Annotated in this window: 23 protein-coding genes and 1 tRNA gene; 13 read left to right on the top strand and 11 right to left on the bottom strand. The window is 60.1% G+C overall.

What is annotated here, in order from left to right; translation table 11 throughout:
- Positions 1–21 precede the first annotated feature (21 nt).
- The 4 genes from IM764_RS07650 to der all read left to right on the top strand — a co-directional run bounded on the left by IM764_RS07650 (position 22) and on the right by der (position 4,957).
- Positions 22–837, top strand: a complete 816-nt coding sequence (locus IM764_RS07650; protein WP_194187449.1) for a ScpA family protein — start codon at positions 22–24, stop codon at positions 835–837.
- Between the two features lie 78 nt (positions 838–915).
- Positions 916–1,476, top strand: a complete 561-nt coding sequence (scpB, locus tag IM764_RS07645; RefSeq protein WP_194187448.1) for an SMC-Scp complex subunit ScpB — start codon at positions 916–918, stop codon at positions 1,474–1,476.
- A gap of 67 nt (positions 1,477–1,543) precedes the next feature.
- On the top strand, positions 1,544–2,416 hold the full coding sequence (locus IM764_RS07640) for a pseudouridine synthase (RefSeq protein WP_194187447.1): 873 nt from the start codon (positions 1,544–1,546) through the stop codon (positions 2,414–2,416).
- A 54-nt stretch (positions 2,417–2,470) separates the two neighbouring features.
- A complete protein-coding gene (gene der / locus IM764_RS07635) occupies positions 2,471–4,957 on the top strand; it encodes a bifunctional cytidylate kinase/GTPase Der (RefSeq protein WP_194187446.1) in 2,487 nt (828 codons plus the stop codon).
- A 67-nt stretch (positions 4,958–5,024) separates the two neighbouring features.
- Here der and IM764_RS07630 read toward each other — a convergent pair whose 3' ends face one another.
- Together IM764_RS07630 and IM764_RS07625 are read right to left on the bottom strand one after the other, a co-directional pair.
- Positions 5,025–6,086, bottom strand: a complete 1,062-nt coding sequence (locus IM764_RS07630; RefSeq protein ID WP_194187445.1) for a ribonuclease HI — start codon at positions 6,084–6,086, stop codon at positions 5,025–5,027.
- A gap of 108 nt (positions 6,087–6,194) precedes the next feature.
- Positions 6,195–6,947 carry a hemolysin III family protein gene (locus IM764_RS07625; RefSeq protein WP_370551572.1) on the bottom strand — a complete coding sequence of 251 codons (753 nt, stop codon included), beginning with the start codon at positions 6,945–6,947 and terminating at the stop codon, positions 6,195–6,197.
- A gap of 128 nt (positions 6,948–7,075) precedes the next feature.
- Here IM764_RS07625 and IM764_RS07620 point away from each other — a divergent pair, with 128 nt between their 5' ends.
- Positions 7,076–8,530: a glyceraldehyde-3-phosphate dehydrogenase gene (locus tag IM764_RS07620; protein ID WP_099298799.1), complete on the top strand. Its 1,455-nt coding sequence runs from the start codon at positions 7,076–7,078 to the stop codon at positions 8,528–8,530.
- 203 nt (positions 8,531–8,733) lie between these two features.
- Positions 8,734–10,125 carry a dicarboxylate/amino acid:cation symporter gene (locus IM764_RS07615; protein WP_194187444.1) on the top strand — a complete coding sequence of 464 codons (1,392 nt, stop codon included), beginning with the start codon at positions 8,734–8,736 and terminating at the stop codon, positions 10,123–10,125.
- 37 nt (positions 10,126–10,162) lie between these two features.
- Here the strand turns inward: IM764_RS07615 and IM764_RS07610 are convergent, their stop codons facing one another.
- Positions 10,163–10,585, bottom strand: a complete 423-nt coding sequence (locus IM764_RS07610) for a low molecular weight phosphatase family protein (protein WP_099298797.1) — start codon at positions 10,583–10,585, stop codon at positions 10,163–10,165.
- A 16-nt stretch (positions 10,586–10,601) separates the two neighbouring features.
- Positions 10,602–11,723, bottom strand: coding sequence for an ACR3 family arsenite efflux transporter (gene arsB / locus IM764_RS07605; protein ID WP_194187443.1), 1,122 nt, complete (start codon positions 11,721–11,723; stop codon positions 10,602–10,604).
- A 54-nt stretch (positions 11,724–11,777) separates the two neighbouring features.
- On the opposite strand from arsB, the gene IM764_RS07600 reads away from it, so the two are divergent.
- The gene (locus IM764_RS07600) at positions 11,778–12,341 is read left to right on the top strand and encodes a 1-acyl-sn-glycerol-3-phosphate acyltransferase (protein WP_099298795.1); all 564 of its coding nucleotides are present in this window, start codon (positions 11,778–11,780) and stop codon (positions 12,339–12,341) included.
- Between the two features lie 81 nt (positions 12,342–12,422).
- Here the strand turns inward: IM764_RS07600 and IM764_RS07595 are convergent.
- Positions 12,423–12,499: transfer RNA gene (locus IM764_RS07595), tRNA-Pro, on the bottom strand.
- A gap of 138 nt (positions 12,500–12,637) precedes the next feature.
- Between IM764_RS07595 and IM764_RS07590 the strand changes: the two genes are divergently transcribed.
- Positions 12,638–14,989, top strand: a complete 2,352-nt coding sequence (locus tag IM764_RS07590) for an ATP-binding cassette domain-containing protein (protein WP_370551571.1) — start codon at positions 12,638–12,640, stop codon at positions 14,987–14,989.
- A 66-nt stretch (positions 14,990–15,055) separates the two neighbouring features.
- Here the strand turns inward: IM764_RS07590 and rraA are convergent, their stop codons facing one another.
- Both rraA and IM764_RS07580 read right to left on the bottom strand, forming a co-directional pair.
- On the bottom strand, positions 15,056–15,568 hold the full coding sequence (gene rraA / locus IM764_RS07585; RefSeq protein WP_099298794.1) for a ribonuclease E activity regulator RraA: 513 nt from the start codon (positions 15,566–15,568) through the stop codon (positions 15,056–15,058).
- A gap of 6 nt (positions 15,569–15,574) precedes the next feature.
- Positions 15,575–16,360: a S9 family peptidase gene (locus IM764_RS07580; RefSeq protein WP_194187442.1), complete on the bottom strand. Its 786-nt coding sequence runs from the start codon at positions 16,358–16,360 to the stop codon at positions 15,575–15,577.
- A gap of 98 nt (positions 16,361–16,458) precedes the next feature.
- Here IM764_RS07580 and secA2 point away from each other — a divergent pair, with 98 nt between their 5' ends.
- From secA2 to IM764_RS07555, 5 genes are all read left to right on the top strand, one after another.
- Positions 16,459–18,846, top strand: a complete 2,388-nt coding sequence (gene secA2 / locus IM764_RS07575; RefSeq protein ID WP_194187441.1) for an accessory Sec system translocase SecA2 — start codon at positions 16,459–16,461, stop codon at positions 18,844–18,846.
- 159 nt (positions 18,847–19,005) lie between these two features.
- Positions 19,006–19,443: an oxoglutarate dehydrogenase inhibitor Odhl gene (gene odhI / locus IM764_RS07570; protein ID WP_099298791.1), complete on the top strand. Its 438-nt coding sequence runs from the start codon at positions 19,006–19,008 to the stop codon at positions 19,441–19,443.
- 5 nt (positions 19,444–19,448) lie between these two features.
- Complete coding sequence (locus IM764_RS07565; RefSeq protein WP_099298790.1) at positions 19,449–20,189, top strand: MerR family transcriptional regulator; 741 nt, start codon at positions 19,449–19,451, stop codon at positions 20,187–20,189.
- The gene (locus IM764_RS07560; protein ID WP_194187440.1) at positions 20,182–20,802 is read left to right on the top strand and encodes a hypothetical protein; all 621 of its coding nucleotides are present in this window, start codon (positions 20,182–20,184) and stop codon (positions 20,800–20,802) included. Before IM764_RS07565 ends, IM764_RS07560 begins: the two co-directional genes overlap by 8 nt.
- Positions 20,803–20,990: 188 nt before the next feature.
- Entirely contained in the window at positions 20,991–21,521 is a 531-nt protein-coding gene (locus tag IM764_RS07555) for a MerR family transcriptional regulator (protein WP_099298788.1), read from the top strand.
- A 35-nt stretch (positions 21,522–21,556) separates the two neighbouring features.
- Here IM764_RS07555 and IM764_RS07550 read toward each other — a convergent pair whose 3' ends face one another.
- The 4 genes from IM764_RS07550 to IM764_RS07535 all read right to left on the bottom strand — a co-directional run bounded on the left by IM764_RS07550 (position 21,557) and on the right by IM764_RS07535 (position 26,248).
- Complete coding sequence (locus IM764_RS07550) at positions 21,557–22,825, bottom strand: VWA domain-containing protein (protein ID WP_194187439.1); 1,269 nt, start codon at positions 22,823–22,825, stop codon at positions 21,557–21,559.
- Between the two features lie 39 nt (positions 22,826–22,864).
- On the bottom strand, positions 22,865–23,749 hold the full coding sequence (locus IM764_RS07545) for a 3-methyladenine DNA glycosylase (protein WP_099298855.1): 885 nt from the start codon (positions 23,747–23,749) through the stop codon (positions 22,865–22,867).
- Positions 23,750–23,810: 61 nt separating this feature from the next.
- Positions 23,811–24,884: a hemolysin family protein gene (locus IM764_RS07540; protein ID WP_099298786.1), complete on the bottom strand. Its 1,074-nt coding sequence runs from the start codon at positions 24,882–24,884 to the stop codon at positions 23,811–23,813.
- Positions 24,884–26,248: a hemolysin family protein gene (locus tag IM764_RS07535; protein ID WP_194187438.1), complete on the bottom strand. Its 1,365-nt coding sequence runs from the start codon at positions 26,246–26,248 to the stop codon at positions 24,884–24,886. Before IM764_RS07535 ends, IM764_RS07540 begins: the two co-directional genes overlap by 1 nt.
- Positions 26,249–26,251: the final 3 nt, after the last annotated feature.

Raw genomic sequence — 26,251 nt, 5'->3', positions numbered from 1 at the left:
AAGCGCCACGCGTAGGAGAACATGACAGAACACCAAACAGTCGAACAGCCAGAGCTCCCCGGATTCCGGGTCGCTCTGGCTAATTTCGATGGTCCCTTTGACCTGTTGCTCCAGCTCATTCACTCCCGGAAGATGGACATCACGGAGATCGCGCTGGCCACGGTCACAGATGAGTTCATCGCCTACACCAAGGGCCTGTCACACTCCGCAGATGATTTGGACGAGGTGACAGAGTTCCTCGTGGTGGCGTCGACCCTCTTGGACCTCAAGGCAGCACGCCTGGTGCCGCGAGGAGAGGTGGAGGACGAAGAAGACCTGGCGCTGCTGGAATCTCGCGACCTGCTGTTTGCCAAACTGCTGCAGTACAAGACCTACAAGGGCGTGGCGGACATCTTCGCGCAATGGCAGCGTGACGCGGCTCGGAGATTCCCCGTGCAACTGTCGATGGAAGAACACCACGCCACGCTGTTACCGCCAGTCACGCTGGGGCACACCCCGGAGAGTTTCGCCGAGCTGGCCGCTGCAATATTCCGTCCGCGACCCAGCGGCGTAGACACCGGTCACATCCACGCCGTGGCGGTATCCGTGCCGGAGCAAGCCGGGCACATCCTCAACACCCTGAAGGTCGCCGGAGCGGATCACTGGGTGAACTTCCAAGCGCTGATCGCAGATTGCGAGATCTCGATGACCGTCATCGGGCGCTTCCTCGCCCTTCTGGAGCTCTACAAGGCCCGAGCGATCGGCATCGAGCAGTCAGAACCGCTGGAAGATATGTCCATTGCCTGGACCGGGCTGGACGTGGATCCAGCGGTGGTCGCGGCCGCCAACTGGAACTAGGCAGCACCAACCATCAGGCTTTAATAACCCCATCTACCCGGGACTACGACAACCCACGATCTCCTCAGGAAGGCCACCATGGATCTCTCGCCCGTTAGCCTGCTGCGCAGTCGCATTGAATCCCTGCTGCTGGTCTCCGACGAGCCGATTTCCGCCGCTGATCTCGCCCGCGTGCTGGATTCCCTCGATGACAACGAGACCGTCTCCGCAGAACACGTGCGGGCAGAACTGCAGGCCATCGCCGACGAATACGACCAGCGCGGATCCGGCTTTGAACTGCGGGAACAAGATGATGCCTGGCGGCTATACACACGCCGAGCAAACTCCGACGTGGTGGAAGCCAAGCTGCTGGACGGCACTCAACAGCGGCTGTCCCGCGCGGCGCTGGAGACCCTCGCGGTGATTGCCTACCGCCAGCCGTGCACCCGCGCCCAAGTGGCCAGCGTGCGCGGCGTGAATTGCGATGGAGTCATCCGCACGCTGTCCCTGCGCGGGCTGATCGCGGACACAGGGGAGACCGGCGGCGCGCACCTGTACTCCACCACGGACCTGTTCCTGGAACAGTTGGGGTTGGACTCGCTGGAACAACTTCCAGACCTGGCCCCATTGTTGCCTGACGTCGACGACATTGACGACTAATTGAAACAGCAAAATCCCTGATAGACTGCCAGCTGTAACAATCTTTCCTACGTGAGGAATTCATACAATGAACGACCCCGCTCGCCGAGACGGCACACCGGAACAGAAGCCTAAAGATACGGACATCTATCTCTCCAAGGCGAAGCCGGCGAAACGTCAGCATGTCACAGAGAGTGAATTGGCCAAGGTTTCCGATTCCTCACCCAAAGAAAAAGTCCGCCTCCAGAAGGTTCTCGCCGCCGCAGGTGTGGCCAGTCGTCGCACGAGCGAGAAGCTCATCGCCGCAGGTCGTGTGGAGGTCAATGGTGAAGTAGTTCAGCAAATGGGACTGCGCATCAACCCGAATGTGGACATCGTCCGCGTGGACGGCACCCGCGTGCAGGTCAACGAGGAGATGGTCTACTTCATCCTCAACAAGCCCCGCGGCGTGCACTCCACCATGCACGACGAGCTGGGCCGCCCTTCCGTGGGCGAGCTCATCGACGTCCGCTTCAAGCAGGGCCAGGGCCTGTTCCACGTCGGCCGTTTGGATGCCGAGACCGAAGGTCTGCTGTTCCTGACCAACGATGGTGAGCTGGCAAACCGCCTGATGCACCCCAAGTACGGCATCTCCAAGACGTACATGGCCACCGTGCTGGGCGAAGTCAACCGAAACATCATCAAGGAACTTAAAGACGGCGTGGACTTGGATGATGGCATTGCCCGCGCCGATAACGTGCAGATCGTGGACGTCTGGCAGGGCAAGTCCTTGCTGAAGATCGAGCTGCACGAAGGCCGTAAGCACATCGTGCGCCGCATGCTTAAGGAGCTCGGCTACCCGGTCACCGCACTGGTCCGCACCAAGATCCACACCGTTCAGCTGGGCGAGCAGAAGCCGGGCACCGTCCGCGCGCTGAACCGCTCTGAGCTGGCAAGTTTGTACAAGGCCGTGGGGCTGTAAAGCACCCCTGATCACGCCAGAACGCTTCATTTTAGAAAGGCATTGAATAGGGATATGAGCGAAAGCAACCTCACCTACCTCACCACGGTCGACAACCTCGTCGAGGGCGGATTCATCCTCGCAGTCGACGGCCCCTCGGGCACCGGAAAGTCCACGGTCTGCCGCCGCATCGCGCAGGCCGCGGGCGCCAAGTACTTGGATACCGGCGCGATGTATCGCGTGGCCACGCTGCACGTGCTGCGCCAAGGAATCGACATGGAGTCCTTCGATCCTGCGGATGCGGGTTCGGTTTCTCGTATTGTCGACGCCTCCGCCACGCTGCCTATGCAGGTCAACGAAGATCCAGGCTCCACCGAAGTTCTGCTGAACGGCGAGGATGTCTCCGCCGAGATTCGCGGAGCAGAAGTCACGCGCCACGTCTCCGCGATTTCCGCGATTCCAGAAGTCCGCGAAAACCTGGTGAACCTGCAGCGCGCGATGGCGCTGGACGCGGGCCGTTGCGTGGTCGAGGGCCGCGATATCGGTACCGTGGTGCTGCCCAACGCACCCGTGAAGATTTTCATGACCGCTGCCGCAGAGGTCCGTGCGCAGCGACGCTATGAACAGGACATCGCGGCCGGCCGTGATTCGGATTTCGATGCCGTGCTGGCCGATGTGCAGCGCCGCGACGACGCTGATTCTTCCCGTGCAGTTTCACCTTTAAAGCCCGCTGATGATGCCGTGGTGCTGGATACCGGCGACATGAGCATCGAGGAAGTACTGGAGAAGTTCGCGGAGCTCGCGTTGGCGTCGGAAGACAACCCGGCAGACCTGACGCTGGACCAGGACGTCGACGAGCAGGACGTAGACGGCCACGACGGCGACAACACAGCTGATGACGACCTCGACGAGCTGGTGTTCCGCACTACCGGCGGCGCGGTGGTTGGAGCGGACGGCAAGGTCGTGCGCGAGGACATCTCCGAGGTCAGCGATGACATTGATGTGGTCGACGAGTCCGAGGCCGCGATGGATGAGTCCGAAACTGAGTTGGATGAGGTAGATACCGATTTCGACGAAGAGGACTTTGACGACAGCGAGTTCGGCGAAGCAGACCTCGCCGAGGATTCCTACTACGTCGACGATTCCGATTCCTTCGACCTGCTCGCTAGCGATAGCGAGAACACGGACTGGGATGCGGTGGAAGAAGCCTTCGGCGTGCTCGGCACCGACGAGGTGGAGAAGGAAGCGCTGTGCACGGTGGCCATCGTCGGTCGCCCCAACGTGGGTAAGTCCACGCTGGTCAACCGCTTTATTGGCCGCCGTGAAGCTGTGGTGGAGGATTTCCCCGGCGTGACGCGCGACCGCATTTCCTACCTCGGCGAGTGGACCGGTCGCCGCTTCTGGGTGCAGGACACCGGCGGCTGGGACCCAGATGCTAAGGGCATTCACGGCGCTATTGCTCGCCAGGCGGAAACCGCCATGGCCACCGCAGACGTGATCGTTTTCGTGGTGGACACCAAGGTGGGTATCACCGCGACGGACGAGATTATCGCCCGCAAGCTGCTGCGATCCTCCGTGCCCGTGATCCTGGTGGCCAACAAGTTTGATTCCGATAGCCAGTACGCGGACATGGCTGATTTCTGGTCCCTGGGTCTGGGCAATCCTTTCCCGGTTTCTGCTCAGCACGGTCGCGGTGCCGCGGACGTCATGGACCAGGTCCTCGAGGACTTCCCGGACGTGCCACGCGAGACGTCTATCGTCGCCGGTCCGCGCCGCGTGGCGCTCGTGGGTCGACCGAACGTGGGCAAGTCTTCGCTGCTGAACAAGATGACCGGCGAAGAGCGCTCCGTGGTGGACAACGTGGCTGGTACCACCGTGGATCCCGTGGACTCTATCGTGGATTTGGACGAGCAGACCTGGCGCTTCGTGGATACCGCCGGTATCCGCAAGAAGACGAAGACCGCCCGAGGTCACGAGTTCTACGCATCTCTGCGCACCCGTTCGGCCATCGATTCCGCCGAGGTGGTGGTGTTCCTGGTGGACGCCTCCGAGCCGATCGCGGAGCAGGATCAGCGCGTGTTGCGCATGATTCTGGATTCCGGACGCGCTCTCGTGGTGGCCTACAACAAGTGGGACCTGGTGGATGAGGATCGGCGCGATCTGCTGGAGCGCGAGATTGAGCTGCAGCTGGCACACGTTCCGTGGGCTCGTCGCGTCAATATCTCCGCCAAGACCGGACGTGCGCTGCAGCGCTTGGAGCCCGCCATGATTGAAGCTCTTGAGAGCTGGGATCAGCGCGTTTCCACTGGTCAGTTGAACAACTGGCTGCGTGCCGTGATCGCCGAGACCCCACCTCCTATGCGCGGTGGTCGTCTCCCTCGCGTTCTTTTTGCGACGCAAGCCTCGACCAAGCCTCCGGTGATCGTCTTGTTCACCACGGGATTCTTGGAGCACGGTTACCGTCGCTTCTTGGAGCGTAAGTTCCGCGAGACCTTCGGTTTCCAGGGCTCGCCAGTGCGCATCGCTGTGCGCGTGCGTGAGAAGCGGGGACGGAAGAAGTAGCGAAAGAACCTCCAGGTTCCGTGGCGCTAGCTTTTCGGCGCCAGTCCTGAGGAGCTAGCCGTTGAGGTTATAGAGCTTGGGCCGCTGCAGCTTCGGCTGCGGTGGCCACTGCTTTGTGGATGCTGCGATTCAGCGTGGGCTGGGCCTGTCGCTTTGGGTGCGCGGTGGCGCGCAGCGCCATGTACGCGATCTTGTCCGCTGCTTTGTTCAGCGGGTCTCCGGCATGGCCCAGCACGCGGCGGAGTTCTACATCGACCACCCCGTCTAGCGCTTTCCACGCCTGGTGGAAGCGGGTGCGGGCGCCAGGGGAGATGCCCCGCCAGACGCGCCGCGACCGGCCTCCGCGCAGGACGTATCCCGTGGCTTCTAATGCGGCCATGGAATCGGATTCCACGATGGCGGACGTTGCGCCGACCCTGGCTAAGTACTTCAGTGCCAAGGTAATGGTCTCCAGTTCCAGCTCATCAGTCGAGGCTTTGGTGGCCTGCGTTCGCAGCTGGTAATCGCCGTTGGACGCCACAAAACACATGGTGCCTCGGGTCTGTGTATCCGAGGACGCATCGCAGGAAATGCGGATGTGGCCGCCGCCCCCGGCACTCTTGGAGGAATTGGGCAACCAGTGGAGTTCGGTGGTTTCTACTTCTTTGGTTTCCACCTGCTTCGGCGCTTCGCCTTCACGCTTGGCTCTGCGCTTGAGCCCCTTGGCACCGGTCCGGCGCATGTGGGCTGCCTTGTCGCTGGCGCGGTTTTGCTCGGAGAACGAGCCGGTGAGGTCAAAGCCGTTTTTCTTCAACAGCGAGGCGAGGGGGACGCGGCGTCGACCAACAACCACCCACGCTGCATCCTTGCCCTTGTTCGCCTTGCGCAACTCCTGATTCAACTCACGGAGAATGTGCGGGTTGGGATCCTTCTCATCCGTGGTGCCCAGGTGAATGTAGGGCTTGTTGCCCTTCGGATTGATCGCCAGAACCCATTCCGTGCGAACGCCCGTAGGGGAAGACTTCCACGGCTCCTCCCACACCGCGATGGCGATGTGCAGTGGCCGATTGACCTGCTCGTCGGTCACTTTGCGCGTCTGATAGGTGCGCGATCGTGTGCCGGTGAGAGCCTCGGTCTCGAGTGGAGTCATGGGGTACAGGTTATCTGGTTGTCGATGCTGCACTCGCGGTTGGGGAGGTGCTTGCGAATGGGATTGGAGCGGCGCCAGCAACGAGGCGATGAGCAAAATTTATCGCGCCTATTGGAGGACGACCAGCCAGATCGCGATGTGGTGCAACGCGGCAGCGACGATGGTGGTGGCGTGAAAAACCTCGTGGAATCCGAACCAGCGCTCGGAGGGGTTCGGCCACTTGAATGCGTAGACGATTGCGCCGAGCGTGTAGACGAAGCCGCCCAAGACCATCAAGATTGACGCGGGAATACCGATTCCCTCCAAATAACCCAGTGGAGCGACGATCGCCAGCCATCCCAGCAGCATGTACACGGCCGAGGAGAGGATGCGCGGGTGATTGATCCATACGATGTTCAACGCCGCCGCTGCCGCTGCAGCCGCCCAGCTCAGCACTAGGATCCACAGTCCACCGGAATAACCCCAGCCTGCATTATGGAACCACTGGGAACCGAAAGCGCCCACCGTCACCGGGCCATAGCTGCCCGCGATGAACACGGCGATCATCACGTGATCCGCACGCCTCCATCCCTGGACGGTGGCTTCGGATCGCCATGGAGCGCGGTGATACAGGGAGGAGGTGGCCAGCATGCCTACCAGGCACACCGAGTACAAGGCGGTTACGAATGACATGACGCCGAAGCCCTGCAGGACAATCGCCACGACAGTCAGGGCGGTAGAGGTACCGCTGAAATACCATGCCGCTGCTGTGTGGAGCCGACCGCGCAGAACGGGCCTGGGCCCCCGATCGAAAATCTTGTGCGCGCGCTCAAAGTGCATGGAAGTTTTCTCGCCATCTTTTGTGGAAGTGGAGACGGTCATAGCGAACAGCGTACAAAAAATTCGCACAAGCCGGGCAGATTGTTAATAGCGCAGGGGGTTTGGCCTAAAATGCCTGTGATAGCCGGAAAATCCCGGATAGTACGTTGACTAACGAACAGTGAGGATCGATGACCTCTCCAGAGCAGCACCATAACGAATGGAACGAGCGCCTGCACTTGGCGCAGCAGATGCTTCCACTGATCAGCCAACTGCACCGCGAAAAGAACGTGGTCACTTCCATGTTTGGTCGCCTGCTGGTGAACAACTCGGACATCGACATCATCAAGTCCCACCGTTATGCGCGACGCATCGTGGAAAAGGAAATGTCCCTGACCCAGACCCTGCCGGTGCTCCAGGAGCTCACGACGATGGACCTGGGAACTGCTTCTATCGATATCGGCACTTTGGCGCGCCGCTACAAGAAGTCCTCCGAGGGCCAGGATCTGCGCAGCTTCCTTGAAGAGCAGCTGGCGGATGCCCTCGGTAAGGAAGACGGACGCGAGTCTCGCGACGTGGTGCTCTACGGCTTTGGCCGTATCGGCCGACTGCTCGCCCGGATCCTCATCTCCCGGGAAGCTACCTACGGTGGAGCCCGCCTGCGCGCTGTCGTTGTCCGTTCTAAGGGAGCAGGCGACCTGAAGAAGCGCGCCTCGCTGCTGCGCCGCGATTCCGTCCACGGGGCATTCGACGGCACCATCACGGTGGACGAAGAAAACAACATCATCTACGCCAACGGCACCGCGATTCAGGTCATCTACGCAGGCGACCCATCCGAGATCGACTACACCGAGTACGGCATCAATAACGCCATCGTGGTGGATAACACAGGTGTGTGGCGCGACCGCGACGGACTGAGCAAGCACTTGGAATCCAAGGGCGTCTCCAAGGTTCTGCTCACCGCTCCGGGCAAGGGCGATATCAAGAACATCGTCTACGGCATCAACCACGCGGACATCGACGATTCCGATCAGATCCTGTCCGCCGCATCCTGCACCACCAACGGCATCACCCCAGTGCTGAAGGTCATCGCGGATCGCTACGGCGTGAACCACGGTCACGTGGAGACCGTGCACTCCTTCACCAACGATCAGAACCTGATTGATAACTTCCACAAGGGCGAGCGTCGTGGACGTGCGGCGCAGCTGAACATGGTCTTGACGGCCACCGGTGCCGCCAAGGCCGTGTCCAAGGCGCTGCCGGACTTCGCTGGCAAGCTGACGGGCAATGCGATTCGCGTTCCTACCCCAGACGTTTCCATGGCCGTGCTGAACCTAGATCTGGCTACCGAGGTGGAGGCGGATGAGGTCAACAACTTCCTTCGTCGTGTGTCCCTGCACTCCAACTTGCGCCAGCAGATCGGCTACATCCATTCCCCAGAGGTTGTGTCTACTGACTTCGTGGGATCGACGCATGCAGGTGTCGTGGACGGCTTGGCTACCATCGCCAGCGGCAACCACCTCGTGCTGTACGTGTGGTACGACAACGAGTTCGGTTACTCCAACCAGGTGGTTCGTATCGTCGAGGAGATCGCGGGCGTTCGTCCGGCCGTGCTGCCTCGCCGAGCTTCTGCTGAAGAGGTTTAAAACCTCGCATTGTGTGCCCCTGACCCCCGTGGTTCGCCGACAGGCGGCACGGGGGTTTGTGCTGTTCAGGGGGGGTAGAGGGGAGGGATGGGGTAGCCGAATCTGGTATTGGGAATAGAACCGGCACTCGTACCGTTGACATCCGTGTAGCAAATAGACAGATAGGTCTGTTTTTCGTTTCAAGGAAGTACAACGGTGCGTGAATGACAACCCAAACATCGGCCAGCGAGTCTCACAATGACTCCCGTGGCGACTCAACCGCTGACGCGACCGGAGCAGGGGACAGCACAGCATCAGGCTCTGGTACGAACAGCAGCACACAGCAATCCAAGAGCCCGTGGTACACGGGATTCGGCTCACAGGTCATCCTCGGCCTGTTCATCGGCTTGGGCCTGGGCTTTGTTGCTCGCGCCATCGGCACTCAGGGCGAAGAGGATAACTGGCTCGGTGCGTTGCTCGACGGCGTGGGCAGCGCCTACGTGCAGCTGCTCAAGGTGATGATTCCCCCGCTGATCATCGCTGCGGTGATCACCAGCGTGGCTAACCTGCGCAAGGTGACAAACGCCGCCCGTTTGGCCATCTCCACGCTGTGGTGGTTTGCGATCACCGCGTTCTTCAGCGTGCTGACCGGCATTGTGGTGGCGCTCGTGTTGCGTCCCGGTGAGGGCACCTCCATCGACGCCAGCGCCGCGCAAGCCCCAGAGAGCCAGGGCAGCTGGACCGCGTTCCTGCAATCCATCGTCCCGCAGAATATCTTTGGACTACAGACCAAGCTGGGCGAGGATTCCGTATCGCTGAGCTTCAACGTGCTGCAGCTGCTGGTGATCTCCATGGTCATTGGCGTGGCAGCGGTGAAGACCGGCAAGTCTGCAGAGCCGTTCCTGAACTTCATGGAAAGCTTCTTGAGTATCGTGCAGAAGGTGCTGTGGTGGATTATTCGCCTGGCGCCAATTGGCACGGCAGCTCTGATCGGCACCGCCGTGTACTCCTACGGCTGGGATGCACTGGGCGCGCTGGGCAACTTCGTTATCGCGATCTACGTGGGCCTGGCGATCGTCGCGGGCGTGATTTACCCCGTGGTGCTGAAGGCCAACGGGCTTTCGGTGCGTGAGTTCTACCGCAAGGTCTGGCCCGTGACTTCCCTGGGATTTGTGACCCGTTCTTCCATGGGCGTAATGCCCGTCAACCAGCGCGTTGCAGAGGATGAGATGGGCGTTCCCCGCGAGTACGCCTCTTTCGCGATCCCACTGGGTTCCGCGACCAAGATGGATGGTTGCGCCGCCGTGTACCCGGCCGTGGCAGCAATCTTCGTGGCGCAGTTCTACGGTGTGGATCTCAACATCACGCACTACCTGCTGATCATCATGGTGTCCGTGCTGGGAAGCGCCGCCACCGCAGGCACCACGGGTGCGACCGTCATGTTAACGCTCACGCTCTCCACGCTGGGACTGCCGCTGGCCGGTGTGGGCCTGTTGCTGGCCATCGAGCCGATCATCGATATGGGTCGCACCGCGGTCAACGTCACCGGGCAGTCCCTGTCCGCCACCGTGGTGGCCAAGCGCGCAGGTATTCTCGATCGGTCGCGGTGGGCTTAGGTTCTTTATTTTCGACGCCTACCGCCCCCGATCGGTTTTAAGCTTCGTTCTTGAGGTCGCTCAGAAGCGTCTTTACTCGGGAATCGATATCGTCCCGCACGATGCGCATCCGTTCCATACCGTGAATATCGCGGTGGGACGGCTCATCGATATCCCACTGCTCCAAGGTGCCGCGGGCACCTTCGGGCAGCTCCAGCTTGGCGCTGCTGCCCAAGATCACCACGCGGTCCACCGCCGCCAATAGCTTTGGATCCACGCCCTTGGGCTCACCCTGAGACATATCTGCACCGACCTCCGCGATCGCCTCCACGGATTCTTCATTCAGCGCAGTGCCGGGCTTGGTGCCGCAGGAATGGATCTCCACGTCACCGTGCGCGTGATGCTCTGCCAACGCTGCGGCCATTTGGGACTTGCCTCCATTGCTGGAGCATACGAATAGAACGGAAGGTTGAGAAGTCATGTGAGGGGGACCTTTTCTATTGGGTGGGGTTTGGCGTCGACAATGAAGAAGAAGGAACGGACCGGTCGCCAGGAAAGAGGCGGGGACCCATCCACAACATGGCATACACCAATGCCACTAGTACCGGAATTTCCACCAAAGGGCCGATCGTGCCGGCGAGAGCTTGCTGGGAAAACGCACCAAACGTGCCGATGGACACTGCGATAGCGAGCTCGAAATTATTGCCCGCGGCAGTAAACGCCACAGACGCGGACTGCGCATAGTTCATTCCGGAAGCCTTGGACGTCAGCAGAGCCACACTGAACATGCCCACGAAGTACACCAGCAGGGGAAGCGCCACGGCCGCTACGCGCCACGGATCGTCCAGAACCTGCTTACCTTGCAGGGCAAACAGCAGCACGATCGTATACAGCAACCCGATCAACGCGAGGGGACTGATCGCGGGCAGGAACGTATCCTCGTACCAGCTGCGGCCCTTGGCCTTCTCACCGATGACTCTCGACGCAGCGCCGGCGAGCAACGGAATGCCCAAGAACACCACCACGGACACCACGATGGACCAGAAAGAAAAGTCTGCGGAGGACGTATCCAACCCCAGCCATGAAGGCAGAACCTGCAGGTAGAACCAACCCAGCACGCCGAACATCAGCACCTGGAACACAGAGTTGATGGCCACCAGAACGGCCGTGGCCTCGCGGTCAGCGCACGACAGATCAGACCAGATCAACACCATCGCGATGCACCGGGCTAGCCCCACAATGATCAAGCCCGTCCGCAATTCTGGCTGATCGCTCAAGAAGATCCATGCCAGCGCGAACATCAACAATGGACCCACGATCCAGTTCAGCAACAAAGACACCGCCATCAGGCGCTTGTCCGCAGCAATCTCGCCAGCCTTATCGAAGCGCACCTTCGCCAGCGGTGGGTACATCATCACTAACAGTCCCAACGCGATAGGAATGGAAATGCCACCCACCTTCACCTTGTCCAGAGCATCGCTCAAACCCGGCACAGCCGCACCGAGACCCAGGCCCGCTGCCATGGCAATGCCGATCCACAACGGGAGCCAGCGGTCAAGAAAAGACAAGCGCGGACGCTGGACGGGAGGTGATGGTGATGATGCTGGGGAAGGGGCCATAAATTTTCAATACTCCAGTGCGGTCAAACGTGCGTTCAACGTAGGGTCATAAACATGATCAGGAAAAGACTATCGGCGCTCCTCTTCCGCATTAGCAAGTGGTCGCTTGTTACAGAATACGCGCCGAACGAGCCCACCGTATTCGTCTGCGCACCCCACACGTCCAATTGGGACTTTATCTTCATGCTGGCCGTGGCGTGGCACCACAAACTGGACGTAAAGTTCGTGGGCAAGGCATCGCTGTTCGACGGATGGAAGGGCACGATCATGCGCGCCCTCGGAGGCATCCCGGTGGATCGCAACAACGCCCAGGACGTGGTTGAGGAGCTGGTCGCCGCGATGAAGAACGGGCACACCACAGGGCTGGTCATTACGCCCGACGGCACGCGTGGCGCACATGAGTATTGGAAATCCGGGTTCTACCGGATCGCGATGGAAAGCGGACTGCCCGTCACTCTGGCGTACATGGACGGATCCACCAAGACCACAGGGCTGGGGCCGACATTCCACCTCACGGGAGACAAGGCAGCGGACATGGACCGGATCCGCGCATTCTTCGCGGATAAGTCCGGGTTTTATCCGGAACGTCGGGTGGAGCCGCGGTTGCGGGACGAGTGAGTGTGGGGCTAGTGCTTGCTCGGAGACGGAAAAAGACCAGCGTGTGAACCATTTCGGTTGCTCGCTGGTCTTTGGTGATGTTGGTCGGACTGACAGGATTTGAACCTGCGACCCCCACACCCCCAGTGTGGTGCGCTACCAAACTGCGCCACAGCCCGCCGCCTTGAGAATCTTCCACCCGTGCAGGGTAAGACCGTGCGCGGAATCGTGCTCAAGACTTGCCATAGCTTACAACACTGTTGTCCGCCAATCCCAATTGCCCCAGCGTTGTCTCGGCGGCCTTTAGTATTGGTCTCGTGACTGAATACATCCGCGTAATCGGCGCTAACGATAACAACCTTCGCAACATCAGTGTGGACATACCCAAGCGGTCTTTGACCATCTTCACTGGTGTGTCCGGATCCGGCAAATCTACGCTGGTTTTCGATACCATCGCCGCCGAATCCCAGCGCCTTGTCAATGAAACCTATCCCAGCTTCGTGCAGGGCTTCATGCAGTTGATGGCACGTCCTGACGTCGACCAATTAGAAGGACTCACCGCGGCAGTGATCGTGGGGCAGGAACCCATGGGGGCCAACGCTCGCTCCACGTTCGGCACGGCCACGGACATCACCGGCATGCTGCGCGTGCTGTACTCCCGCATTGCTGAGCCGAATGCCGGTGGCCCAGCTGCGTACTCCTTCAACGTCCCGTCGGTGAGCGCGCAAGGCGCTATCAAGGTGGATCGCGCGGGAGCGAAGAAGGAAGTTACTCGCTTCGAACGCACCGGTGGCATGTGCCCGGACTGTGAGGGCATGGGACGAGTCAGCGATATCGACCTTTCAGCAGTGGTGGATGAAAGCCTGAGCCTGAACGAGGGCGCAATCTTGCTGCCCGGCGCGAAAGTAGACTCCTGGACGTGGAAGGCCTATGCAGAATCTGGGCTATATCCAGCGGATAAGCCAGTGAAAGACTTCACTGAAAAGCAGCGGCATGCCTTGCTGTATTTGGATGATGTGAAGGTCAAGGTTAACGGCATCAACATGAGCTACCAGGGGCTGATCCCTCGGATGCGTGGCTCGATGCTGAGCAAGGATCCCGAAGCCTTGCAGAAGCACATTCGCGAGTTCGTGGAAAAGGCCGTGAAGTTTGTCACCTGTCAGGCGTGTGACGGAACCCGCCTGGCTGAACATGCGCGCGAATCCAAGATCAATGGCAAGTCCATCGCCGAGCTGTGTGAAATGGAGCTTTGGGACCTCGTGGACTGGCTGCAAGACTTCAGCGATGTGCGGGTGGCGCCTCTGGTGGAGAACATCACTGCGGCCGTTAACAACGCGGTGGAGATCGGCTTGGGCTATTTGGCCCTGTCTCGGCCCTCAGGAACGCTATCCGGTGGTGAGGCGCAACGCACGCGCATGGTTCGCCACCTGGGATCCGCGCTGACCGACGTGACCTACGTATTCGACGAGCCTTCTGCAGGCCTGCACCCTGCAGATATCGAGCGAATGAACAATCTGTTGCTCGCACTGCGCGATAAGGGAAATACCGTGCTGGTGGTGGAGCACAAGCCAGAGACGATTGCGCTTGCTGATCACGTCGTGGACCTCGGCCCGCGGGCTGGCTCCCACGGTGGAGAAATAGTATTCACCGGAACAGTCGAGGAACTACGCGAGGCTGGCACTCTCACGGGCAAGCACCTCGCGGACATCGTGGAGCTGAAGAAGGAACTGCGCACCGCCCAGAACGCGCTGGAGATCCGCAATGCGAGCACTCACAACCTGCAGAACGTGGACGTGGACATCCCCACGGGCGTGCTCACGTCCATCACGGGTGTCTCCGGTTCCGGAAAGTCTTCGCTGCTGGGCAACTTGCCAGCGGAGTTGGTGGAAGCCGGGCGCATCGAATTTGTGGATCAGACCCAGATCAAGGGTTCTCGCCGCTCTAATCCTGCGACATTCACTGGCGCGCTGGAGCCTATTCGCAAGGCGTTTGCCAAGGAAAATGGAGTGAAGCCAGGCTTGTTTTCCGCAAACTCAGATGGCGCCTGCCCGCACTGCAACGGTGCCGGTGTGGTCTACGTGGAGCTGGGCATCATGAGTGGCGTGGACGTGCCCTGCGAGGTGTGCGAAGGCCGACGCTTCTCCGACGACGTCCTCGAGTACACCCTGGGCGGAAAAAACATCGCCGACGTGCTGGAATTGCCCGCCGAGCAGGCGCACGCTTACTTCAAAGAAACTGACAGCAAGGTGCCCGCAGCGGCCAAGGTCTGCGCTTCACTCGAACAAGTGGGCTTGGGCTACCTCACCCTCGGGCAGCCGCTGAACACCCTGTCCGGCGGCGAGCGCCAACGCCTGAAGTTGGCCATGCATCTGAGCAAGAAGAAGGACGCCGCGGACGTTCTGGTGCTCGATGAGCCCACCACGGGGTTGCACTTGGCTGACGTGGAGATGTTGTTGGATCTCCTCGATCTTCTTGTCGACGCAGGCACCACAGTGATCTGCATCGAGCACCACCTGGCAGTGGTGGCCCATTCCGATCACATCGTGGACATGGGTCCCGGAGCTGGCTCGCGAGGCGGAAAGGTCGTCCTGGCCGGAACTCCCGCGGAGCTAATGGACGAATCCGAGTCCGTCACCGGCGCTTATCTGAAGAAGTACCTGTCTGCATAAAAAGAGCTTCGCCATCTGGCATAGGACCGGATGGCGAGGCTGCAGAACCGAACGATAAGGGGAGTGCTACTCAGCTGGCTCCACTGGCTGTTCGGTGACCACGATCCCATCGGAATCGCAGTATGCGATGTGACCTGGGATGAACTCCACGCCGCCGATGCTCACGGGAATATCGCGATCGCCCTCACCCGTCTTGGTGGACTTGCGCGGGTTAGTTCCCAGCGCCTTGCAACCGAAGTCCATCTCGGCGATGACAGCGGAATCGCGAATAGCGCCATTGACAATCACACCAGCCCAACCATGATCCTTGCCCAGGCCAGCGATGATGTCTCCCACCAGCGCGGTGTGCACGGATGCATCGCCATCGATAACCAGCACGCCTCCTGGGTTGTCCTCGCCCAAAATGCTCTTGAGCAGCGCATTGTCTTGGAAACACTTCACCGTGGTGATAGGACCGGCGAACTCCGTGGTGCCACCCAGATCGGAGAATTGTGTATCGCAGCTGCGCACGTCTTCGCCGATGATGTCCACTAGATCAGCGGTAGGAATAAAAGTCACATTGTTCTTTGGTGCGTTCATAGCGTTCTAGTCTAGCGATATATAGGCGCGTGCCCACTGTGCGATCAGCTCACCCACGCGTTGCCCCGACCCGCGTCGCGTCAGCAGATGATCAACTTCCGGCAAGGACAACAAGCTGGCGGGCTGCAGGGCGGCGTCGAGAAAACTCAAAGCGTCAGAAAACGCGACCGTCTGATCAAACGGGGAGTGGGCGATCAACAAACTGGCCTCCGTTTCACCCAGGACACGCAGGTCAGCGTGCGGATCGGAGGTCATGAGATCCTCGATCATGGAACGTTCGATGCGCACCTCGCGGCCAGCGAGGGGGACGTCTACATGCGATGGGCCGTCAGATTCGCGAAGGGGAGCCAGGGCTTCGGACAAAGAGGCCATGGCGTGGCTCGGGTCGAAGGGCGTGCCCACGGTAGCTACCGCAGTGATCCCCGCGAGCCGGGATGCAGCGCGAATTGCTGCCACGCCACCGAGGGAATGCCCCACCAGCAGCTGCGGAGTAAGGCCATGTTCCTGTCGCATCCACTCGGCGGCAGCCACTAGCTCATCCACGTTGTGGCTCAGCGTGAGATCAGAGAAATTGAAACGGGCACTGGTGATGCCGTGGCGGGCCAGAGTTTTGGAGATGCGCGAGGTGCCCACGGCTTGACGATCGCAGGTAAAACAGTGCGCAACGAGGGCGGCGGCGGTGGTCTGCTCGGCGGGAGCATCAATGGTCCCGGCTATGTCTCCGAAAGGGCCGTCCGGCACCGTCACGTTGAACGAGCGCACCGCAGGCTTGCGGGAATGTTGTGTCGACATGGTCTTGCCATCCTTTGTCCCGAGGCTTCGCTAGTGTTGTTCTACAAGCAAGGTTGGTTTCCAACATTAACGATCGACCCGAAGGGTAGGCCACGCTCATGGCATTTGACTGGTTCTGGAAGACAATGGGTACCTCTCCCACTAAGAATCAGAAGAAGAGCAAGGCTGTTGTAGCGCAGGCGGGCGCGGATCGTTTCCGTGAAGCCTCGGATGCGGAACTGCGCGAAGCTGCCACGTCTGCCGTGGTGAAGCAGGACTTGGACGAGTACGGGCAGGGCCGAGTGGGCCGCGTGGTGGACGATTCCAAGCTGCTCGGCGCGATGCGTGAAGGGGCGCGTCGGACGTTGTATCTTTCTCCTTTCGACGTGCAGATGCAGGGCACGTTGCGTTTGCTGGCCGGTGACGTGGTGGAGATGGCCACCGGCGAGGGCAAGACGCTAGCGGGTGCGATGGCCGCCGTGGGCTACGCGCTGCAGGGCAAGCGCGTGCATGTGGTCACCGTGAACTCCTACTTAGCCGCGCGTGACGATGCGTGGATGGGGCCGATGTTCGACTTTTTTGGCCTGAGCCACGGCGCCATTTCCGAGGATCTAAACAGTGACGAACGCCGCGATATTTATGCCCGCGACGTGGTCTTTAGCGCGATCAATGAGCTGGGCTTCGACGTGCTGCGGGATCAGCTGATCACCAAGCGTGAGGATCAGGTGCGTTCAGAGGCCGATGTAGCCATCATCGACGAGGCAGATTCGGTCATGGTGGATGAGGCCCTGGTCCCGTTGGTTCTCGCCGGGTCCGAGCCAGGTGCCGCGCCAATGGGGCAGATCACCGAGCTGGTCAAATCCATGAAGGAGCAGGAGCATTTCCTGATCTCCGAAGATCACCGCAACGTGTTCCTTACCGACGCAGGCGCCTCCTATGCCGAACGCAAGCTAGGTATCGAGTCCTTGTATGCCGGTGGGGACGCGAACGAAAACGCTGACACGACAGATGCCGAAGACCAAGATTCTGCTGTCTCGGCGGAGCCCACGGGGGCGGAGCTGCTGGTGCAGATCAATGTGGCCCTGCACGCCGAGCATCTTCTGCAGCGCGATGTGCATTACATCGTGCGCGAGGGCAAAGTCCTACTCATCGACGGCTCGCGCGGGCGCGTGGCGGACTTGCAGCGATGGCCTGATGGCCTGCAGTCCGCGGTAGAAGCCAAGGAAGGACTGCAGGTCACGGAAGGTGGCCGCATCCTAGATCAGATCACCATTCAGGCGCTGCTGGGCATGTATCACGAGGTCTGTGGCATGACGGGGACCGCGCTGGCCGCAGGTGATCAGCTGCGTCAGTTCTACGGGCTCAACGTCTCCGTTATCGAGCCCAATGTGCCTACCCAGCGCTTCGATGAAGCTGATCACGTCTATGCATCCGCGGAAGAGCGCGACGAAGCAGTGATCGCTCACATTTTGGATATCCAAGGTTCCGGACAGCCGCAGCTGGTGGGAACCCAGGATGTGGCGGAATCCGAGCACATTGCTCACGCGCTGGAGCGGGTGGGCGTGGAGTGCTCAGTACTCAACGCGAAGAATCACGAAGCAGAAGCTGCCGTGATTGCCGAGGCCGGCCGCCCTGGACGAGTCACCGTGTCTACGCAAATGGCTGGCCGCGGAACCGATATCAAGCTTGGCGGAGCAGACGAATCCGAGCGCGATGAGGTGGTGGAAGCTGGGGGATTGCACGTGGTTGGCGTCGGACGATTCCGATCCCAACGCTTGGACAACCAGCTACGCGGACGCGCTGGCCGCCAGGGTGACCCCGGCTCCAGCGTCTACTTCGTCTCTATTGAGGATGACGTGGTCTCCGTGGGCGGAGCTGGGGAAGAACTGCAGGCCCAGCCCGACGAGGATGGACTGCTCAAGCAAAAGAAAGTCCTCAACTTCGTGGACCACTGCCAGCGCGTGACCGAAGGCCAAATGTTGGACATTCATGCCACCACCTGGAAATACAACAAGCTGATCAAGGATCAGCGAGACATCATCAACGGCCGCCGCGACAAACTGCTGGATACGCACACGGCATGGGACGACCTGAGCTACCACAACGTGGATAAGGCCAATGCCTTGAAGGCTGAAGGCATCTCTGAGGAGGTGCTGGAACAGGCAGCTCGAGACATCATGCTGTTCCACCTAGATCACGAGTGGAGTGAGCACCTGGCGTATCTGGACGACGTGCGGGAGAGCATTCACCTGCGCGCGATTGCTCGGGAATCGCCTATCGACGAATTCCACCGCATGTCCATCGCTGCCTTTGGCGATTTGGCAGAACGTGCGGTGGCTAAGGCACGGCAGACGTTCGACGAGGTGACCATCACATCCGAAGGCGCTCAACTGGGTGATATCGGGCTGCACAAGCCGAGCGCCACGTGGACCTACATGGTTAACGACAACCCGTTGAGCAGTGGCGGCGGCTCGGTGATTGGATCCATCGCGCAGACGTTCCGCTAATCGGAATGCGAGCAGGAGGGTTTTGACCTGCTGATTTAGATAGATCTTTTTGTGCCCGCACATTAATTGTTAAGAGTTAGCCACTGAATGCCCTGAACTGTCCGCAGGGTAGTATTGTGGTCATAGTTGCAGTAAAAACGTCTCAGAGAGGACTACAACATGAGCGAAAACACCGGAATCCCAGAGGCTTCGGTAGAGACGACTTCGGTCTTCCGTGCTGACCTCTTGAAGGAGATGGAGTCTGGCGCACAGTCCGAGTCCGCTCCTGCCGGTGTGGAGGGCCTTCCAGAAGGCTCCGCGCTGCTTGTGGTTAAGCGTGGTCCAAACGCAGGTTCCCGATTCCTGCTGGATCAGGACACGACCGCAGCTGGCCGCCACCCGGATAGCGACATCTTCCTGGACGATGTCACCGTTTCCCGCCGCCACGCTGAGTTCCGCCGCAATGGCCAAGGGGAGTACGAAGTAGTAGACGTGGGATCCCTCAACGGCACCTACGTAAACCGCGAGCCAAAGAACTCCGCCGTGCTGAGCAATGGCGATGAGATTCAGATCGGCAAGTTTCGCTTGGTATTCCTGAACGGTTACAAGGAATCCTAAGTCCGGTGAGTGCTCAAGCGAATGCAGCCCGAGCGGTAGAGGGTAATAATTTCTCTACCGCTAAGAAGGTGCTACCCACCTCCACCATCGGTGACGTACTGAAGCAGCTCAAGCCTGACTTTCCTGATGTCACGGTGTCCAAGATTCGTTTCTTGGAGACTGAAAAGCTGATTAGCCCACGGCGTAGCCAGTCCGGTTACCGTCGCTTCTCACCCGATGATATTGCGCGCTTGCGCTACATCCTGACCCACCAGCGTGACAATTACCTTCCGCTGAAGGTGATCCGTGAACAGCTGGAGGCTATGGACTCCGGCAAGGTGACTCCAGTAACGGCCAAGCAGCCTGCGCCGGGAGCACTGACCGCTGAGCAGTTCCGTGCTGCGGACGCTCCTCGTCGCCTGACCAGGCCAGACGTTGTTGCGCGCGCGGATGTGGACGATTCTTTCGTGGGTTCGTTGATCCGCATGGGATTGATCTCCGCGAACACTGCAGGATTCTTCTCCGTCGACGATGTGCTGGTAGTTCAGCTGGCATCTCGCCTGACGGAATACGCCCTGGACACGCGTCACTTGAAGTCGCTGATGACCATTGCCCAGCGACACACGGACATGGTGGCTAAGGTCTCTGAGCCACTGGCCCACGGCCGCGACGAAAACGCTCGTCAGCGTGCAGATGAGACGGCCCGCGAAGTGTCGGCTCTCATCCTTTCTTTGAACGCCGCCTTGGTGAAGGGCAACCTTGGCTGATATCGAAGTTCACCTAATCGGCAGGTTCAGCGCAGCTGGGCTTACCGATCAGGCTGTCGATGTTTTGGTGTTCGCCACCCCGGATGGCTCGGCACTCTTGCCGGTCTGGGTGGAGCAAATGCAGGACCTCGGGGGACGTCCTACAGACGGTGAAATCTTGGCCAGCCTTTTGAGCTCTGGCGATGCCGACGATCCGTGGTTCGCGGAAATCTCCACCAATTCACGTGGTCAGATGACCGCAGGCCTCAAGCAGGGCGATCGCTACATTGATGTGCGCCCCAGCACTTTGGAATTCATATGGCACGCTGGCGTGCTGTTCGACGTGCGTGTCAAGGAAGCGATGGCTTCCACGATGATTCCATCCAACCCTGCGTTCGTAGAAGAAATGAAGAATCTGCAGGACACGGCGCGCAAAGCCGCGGAGTCAGATGCTGACGTCGAAGAAGAAGACGCAGCACTGTCCGCACTGGTACTGCGTTGGGACGGGGGACTGCCCACCACGGCATCACCAGAAATCGTCGATGAGTTTGAAGACATGTGGAAGGCCATGGGCTGGAGCGATGATCTCGGCGATTGGCTGGATGGTGAGTCCCCAGACGGGGAGAATTCTTAAGCTGCAGATCACACGCGTGTTGTTACACGTGTGATTTTTGTGACTAGTGTTAATATCAACAGTGAAGTTCAGATTGAACCTTTGCAGGTTGATCCCACGTGCCTTTACCAAGCAGTTAAGTCACACGTGTAGAAATCACAATGATGTCCCTCTAATGTAGAGAACATCGCTAGCCAGGAGAGACAAACATGAGCAAGCAGCTTCCGCAGCAAGACGCGCTCTTTGACGTGGACGGACCCGACGAAGAGGTCGGCTACCGCGTACCCATTGCCTGCCAAGTGGCCGGCATTAGCTACCGCCAGCTGGACTACTGGGCACGCACCAAGCTGGTGCAGCCCACCATCCGCAACGCCCACGGCTCTGGTTCCCAACGCCTGTACTCTTTCCGCGACATCCTCGTGCTCAAGATCGTTAAGGGCCTGCTAGACACCGGAATCTCGCTGCAGAACATCCGCAAGGCAGTGGGAAAGTTGGAAAACCTCGGCGTGGATGACCTCTCCGGCATCACGCTGGTTTCTGATGGCACTACCGTCTATGAGTGTCGCTCGCCGGAAGAGGTCATCGACCTCCTCAACGGTGGACAAGGCGTGTTCGGCATCGCCGTGCCTGGTCTGATGAAGGAATTGACCGGCACCATCACCGCGTTCCCTTCCGAGAAGATCACTCAGGATCCAGCGATCGACGAGCTGGCAGCGCGCCGCCGTCGCCGCATGGCCTAGGCTGTCACGGCCTAAGGCCAGAGAGCCGCTAAGCCCTAGCCCTCTACCGCTTCACGCAGCGGCTCAGTAATACCCAGCGAATCAGCAGCGTGGTGTACATTGCCGCCACCGGCTTGCGCGATCTGCTGCATCGCCTCAGTGTCCACATTCTCTCCGATGGTCACCACCTCAAGCAGTACGGCCTGTTCGCCGTGCAGCTTTTCAATTGCCGCCACAGCAGATTCCAAACCAATGGAGCCACCGTCGTTGGGCCCATCGGTGATCAGTACCAGACGTCCGGGCTTGTCCGAACCACTCGCGTTGGCCACCGCGGCACGGTACGCCGCAAGCACCGATTCGTATGTATACGTTGCCCCGCCAAAGCCAAGCTGGTTGACGATTCCGCTGGCCATCGTGCCATCATCACCCACGGAAATGTCCACGTTATCGCGGTAAGGAACGGAAACGCCCGGGTTGATGGGGGAGGAGTAGTTCCACAGGCTCACTATGCCGCCGCGCTCACCGATACCCCGCATGGCATCTGAGATGGGACCGCGAATATTGTCCATCCGCGTGTAATCGCCCTCGTAGAGTCCCATCGAGCCGGAGGTATCCACCACGAACGTCACGGCAGCTGGTCCAGAGGTAGTGGCACCGTCGGCATCAGCAGCGTTGTCATCAGCGGGCTTCTCAGCTTCAGATTGGTTACCTGCAGAGGACTGTGTCTCGGTGGTGTCGTTCGAGGTGGCGTCGACATCAAAAGAACCATCTGCGACCTGATCCAGCGGCACCACCTGGGCGCCCTCGGAATCGGCGGCGAAAGAGGCGAAGTCGTTGCCGGAACGCGCGGCCTGCTCATCGATGCCGCGATCATTGCCCAGCGCGAACACCGCGGCACCATCGACAACGGGGACGTCCTTGCCATTGGTATTGATACCTGCATCTGCCATGCCCTTGGCCACAGTGGAAGGAGAGGCGGGGATCCACACGCTGGAGACGCCATCAGAGCTCTTGGCCTTATCCAGCGCCTCTTGATCGGCGACCTGGCTAACCTCCGCCTTCACGCAGTGATCATTGACCACCTGGCCAGACTCGTTGTACTTGTCCACCAGCTGCTGAGCCGCCTCGCCACGCTCGGGCGCGGCCCACACGTTGAGACTGTAATCGCCCTCGGGACACTGCTTTTGGTCGGTGGAGGCCTCGTTGCTCTGTCGCAGCGCACCCCAACCAATGATCAGCGCCACCACCAGCACCAGAGCGATCAGCGCAAACCAAATCCACCCGGCGATGCGGTAATTCTTCGTGCCGTTAGCGTGTCTACCCATGGTTCCTCCCGAGGCTGGTCAAAGGCAATGTGTCTGAGTCTAGCTGCTTGGTGCGCGCAGATGAGGGAAGGCCTCTTCTAGGATGTCGAGGATCTCCCCACGCAGCGCCTGCCCGCGCCGCATGAGCTCCTGCTGCCTGCGCACGTACTCCGCGCGTCCTGCGGGCTCTTCGATCTTCACCGGAGCAAAGCCCCATTCCTGCAGGTCATACGGGCTTGCCTCCATGTCCAGGACGCGCACATCGCAGGCCAGAGCAAAGGCGCGCAGCCACAGTTCACCGGGCAGCATCGGACCAAGTTTGGTCGCCCATTTGTACACGTCCATGGTGGCGTGCAGGCATCCGGGCTGCTCGAGCTCGGTCTGCGTCTCGCGCGTGGGGCGCAGCTCATTGCGCGGTGCGGCTTGTGGGGTGAAGAAGCGGAATGCGTCAATGTGCGTGCACTTGAGCTGGCTGTTCTCCACCACCTGGTTCGTGCCCTCGGCGCCGAGACGCAGCGGCTCGGGGTGACGCGGCGTATCGCGGTAAACCATTGCCCATTCGTGCAGGCCAAAGCACCCCAGCTGCGGCGGCCGCTGCTTGGTCAGCGAGAGCAACCGGTGCATGTAGCTAATGCTCTTTCCCCGGTCATCCCAGTGCCGCTGCAGATCCAGGCCCCATGCGGCGCCACGTTGTACGTAATGGTCTTTGTAGTGGGGAAGGAGGTGTTGTTTTTCTTCCGACGCCACCTTCGCCTTCTCCCCGGTGTCCTCCATGTCCAGCCAAGTGCCTGCCCCGGGATGCCAGTGAGAGAGTTTGCCTGGGCTAACGGGGTAGTAACTGAACATGAAGTCCCACACGGGGTGGCGCTCGGCGGAGCGCCGACGCTGACGGTGATTCTTCGTCAGCTCGTGGACTTGCTGTTGGTGCTCGTCCCGCAGCGCCATCCAGCGAGCTGCAGGCAACACGGACAAATGTCCTGTGTCACCGGGCTGCTCGTCGGTCTTGCTACTCATCGTGGGTCCAGTCTCGCACCGTACCCACCAACTCCTCTATGATGTCTTCCAACGTCACGATGCCCACGATTGCGCCGTCCTCACCCACAACAGCAGCGACGTGGCTGGAGTGCTGGCGCATGCGGCGCATAGCCACATCAAAGTTCTCATCGAGCGATACTTCGATGAGCTCGCGCACGTCCGTGGAATCCAGCGGGGTGCTGGAGGCTGGCGTGGTGGGATCGGAATCCAAGGCCACATTGTCCAGCACGTCCTTGATGTGGATGTAGCCGATCCACAGGCCGTTGTCTCCGGCCACGGGGAAGCGGGAGAAGCCGGTTTCTTTCACAGCATCCTCCACATCAGAGACCATCAGCTGGGCTCCGTGTTGCTGAATAACTCGCACGTCACGAGCCGGGATCAGCACTTCGCGCAGCGTTCTGCGGGAGCTGCCCAGCGCGTTGGATAGACGATCGGCTTCGGCGGGCGCGATGAGACCCTCGGAACGAGATTCCGCGATCATGCTGGCCAGCTCAGAAGGAGAGACGGTGGAATCCAGCTCGTCCTTTTGCTCCACGCCCACTGCGTGCAGTGTGATGCGGGCGATCCAGTTGAGGAACACCATGATCGGGTGAGCCAGCTTGACGAACAGCAGGTGCGGGCGGATCAGGTACGTTGCTACGGTCTCTGGACCGGCCAGCGCGATGTTCTTCGGCACCATCTCGCCCAAGATGATGTGCAGCACAGTCACGATCAGCAGGGAGATGGCGAAGGAGACCGGATGCAGAAGGTTATCTGGTAGCCCCACCATGTGGAACGGCTTCTCAATCAGGTGGGCAATGGCGGGCTCGCCCACCTTACCCAGCAACACGGAGGCCAACGTGATGCCGAACTGCGCACCAGCCAGTTGAATGGAGAGGTTCTCCGTGGCCTCCAACACCTTGACTGCGCTGCGGTTGCCCGCAGCAATCATGTTGTCCAGGCGATCGCGCCTGGAGGAGATCAGAGCGAACTCCACTCCCACGAAAAACGCATTGAGACCCAGCAGGAATACGGCAAAGATAATGCCCCAAATATCGGAACCCATTACTTCACCTCATTCTTTACTGGTCGCATGCGCACGCGGTCTACTCGACGGTTGTCCATCGAGGTGACCGTGGCTTCCCAGCGGTGATCGCCGCCGGTTTCGAAGTTCACATAGTTGCTGGAAGCGATGGGCAGAAGCACCATATCGCCCTCTTCGGGGATGCGCCCCAGAGTCTGCATGACCAAGCCGCCGAGCGTTTCATAAGGACCTTCTGGTGGTGTGTAGCCTACGGACTCCGGCAGCTCGTCAATGCGGACTAGCCCGGAGACTTCCCAGTCCTGTCCGCTGCGCTGAACTTCGGCATCTTCGGCGCGGTTATCGTGCTCATCCCAGACTTCGCCGACAATCTCCTCCACCACGTCTTCGATGGTGACGATGCCTGCGGTACCGCCGTATTCGTCAGCCACCAGTACCAATTGGGAGCCGGCGCTGCGGACGCGGGCGAGCACGTCGTCGCCACCCAAACTGGACGGCACGGTAGGCACGGCGCGCGCCATCTCCAGCACTGGGGTGGTGGCGCGCTCGTTCTGAGCCACGCTGAGGGCATCCTTGACGTGCACCACGCCCACCGTGTCATCGAGGTCGCCGCGAGTGACGGGGAAGCGGGAGTGGCCGGTCTCGATGGCTAACTTAATCAAGTCCAGCGCGGTGTCTTCCACATCGAGAGTGACCACGGTGGACCGGGGTGTCATGATGTCATCCGCGCTGGCGTCGCCGAACTTCAGCGAGCGGTCCAACACGCGGGCCTTACCTGCGGAAAATCCTCCATCGCCCGTTGAGTGGCGAACCAATGCGGAGAGTTCCTGCGGGCTGCGGGCGCTGGCGAGTTCGTCCGCCGGCTCGACGCCAAACTTACGAACCACGAAGTTCGCCGCATCGTTCAGCGCACTAATAAAGCCAGATAGCGCCTTGTTGAAAGCCCACACAGGGCGGATGGTGTAGCGGCCGACCTGCAAAGGGTGGGCAATAGCGAGGTTCTTGGGAACCAGTTCACCGAAGACCATGGACAGTCCCGTGGCGATGATCAACGACAAGATCAGCGCGATGGGCTTGCTGGCCGATTCGCTCAGACCGACCAGATTGAGCAATGGGGTGAAGAATTTAGCCAGAATGGGCTCGGCCAAGTAACCCGTGGCCAAGGTGGTGATGGTGATACCCAGCTGTGCGCCGGACAGCACAAAGCTCAGCTCGCCGTGTGCGCGTCGCAGCAGCTTGGCGGTGCCATCGTCTTTCTGCTTGGCGTGGTCTTCGATCGTGGAGCGCTCCAAGCCCGTCAGGGCAAACTCCACGGCGACGAACAGACCGGTGCATGCCGTCAGGGCCACAAAACCAATGAGGCCGACGATCGATAATACGATCTCCACGAA

The organism is Corynebacterium sp. ED61 (assembly GCF_015233855.1).
Taxonomy (GTDB): Bacteria; Actinomycetota; Actinomycetes; order Mycobacteriales; family Mycobacteriaceae; genus Corynebacterium; species Corynebacterium dentalis.
Note: the sequence above shows the minus strand (reverse complement) of the source record. Positions and strands in the feature narration are given on the sequence as shown.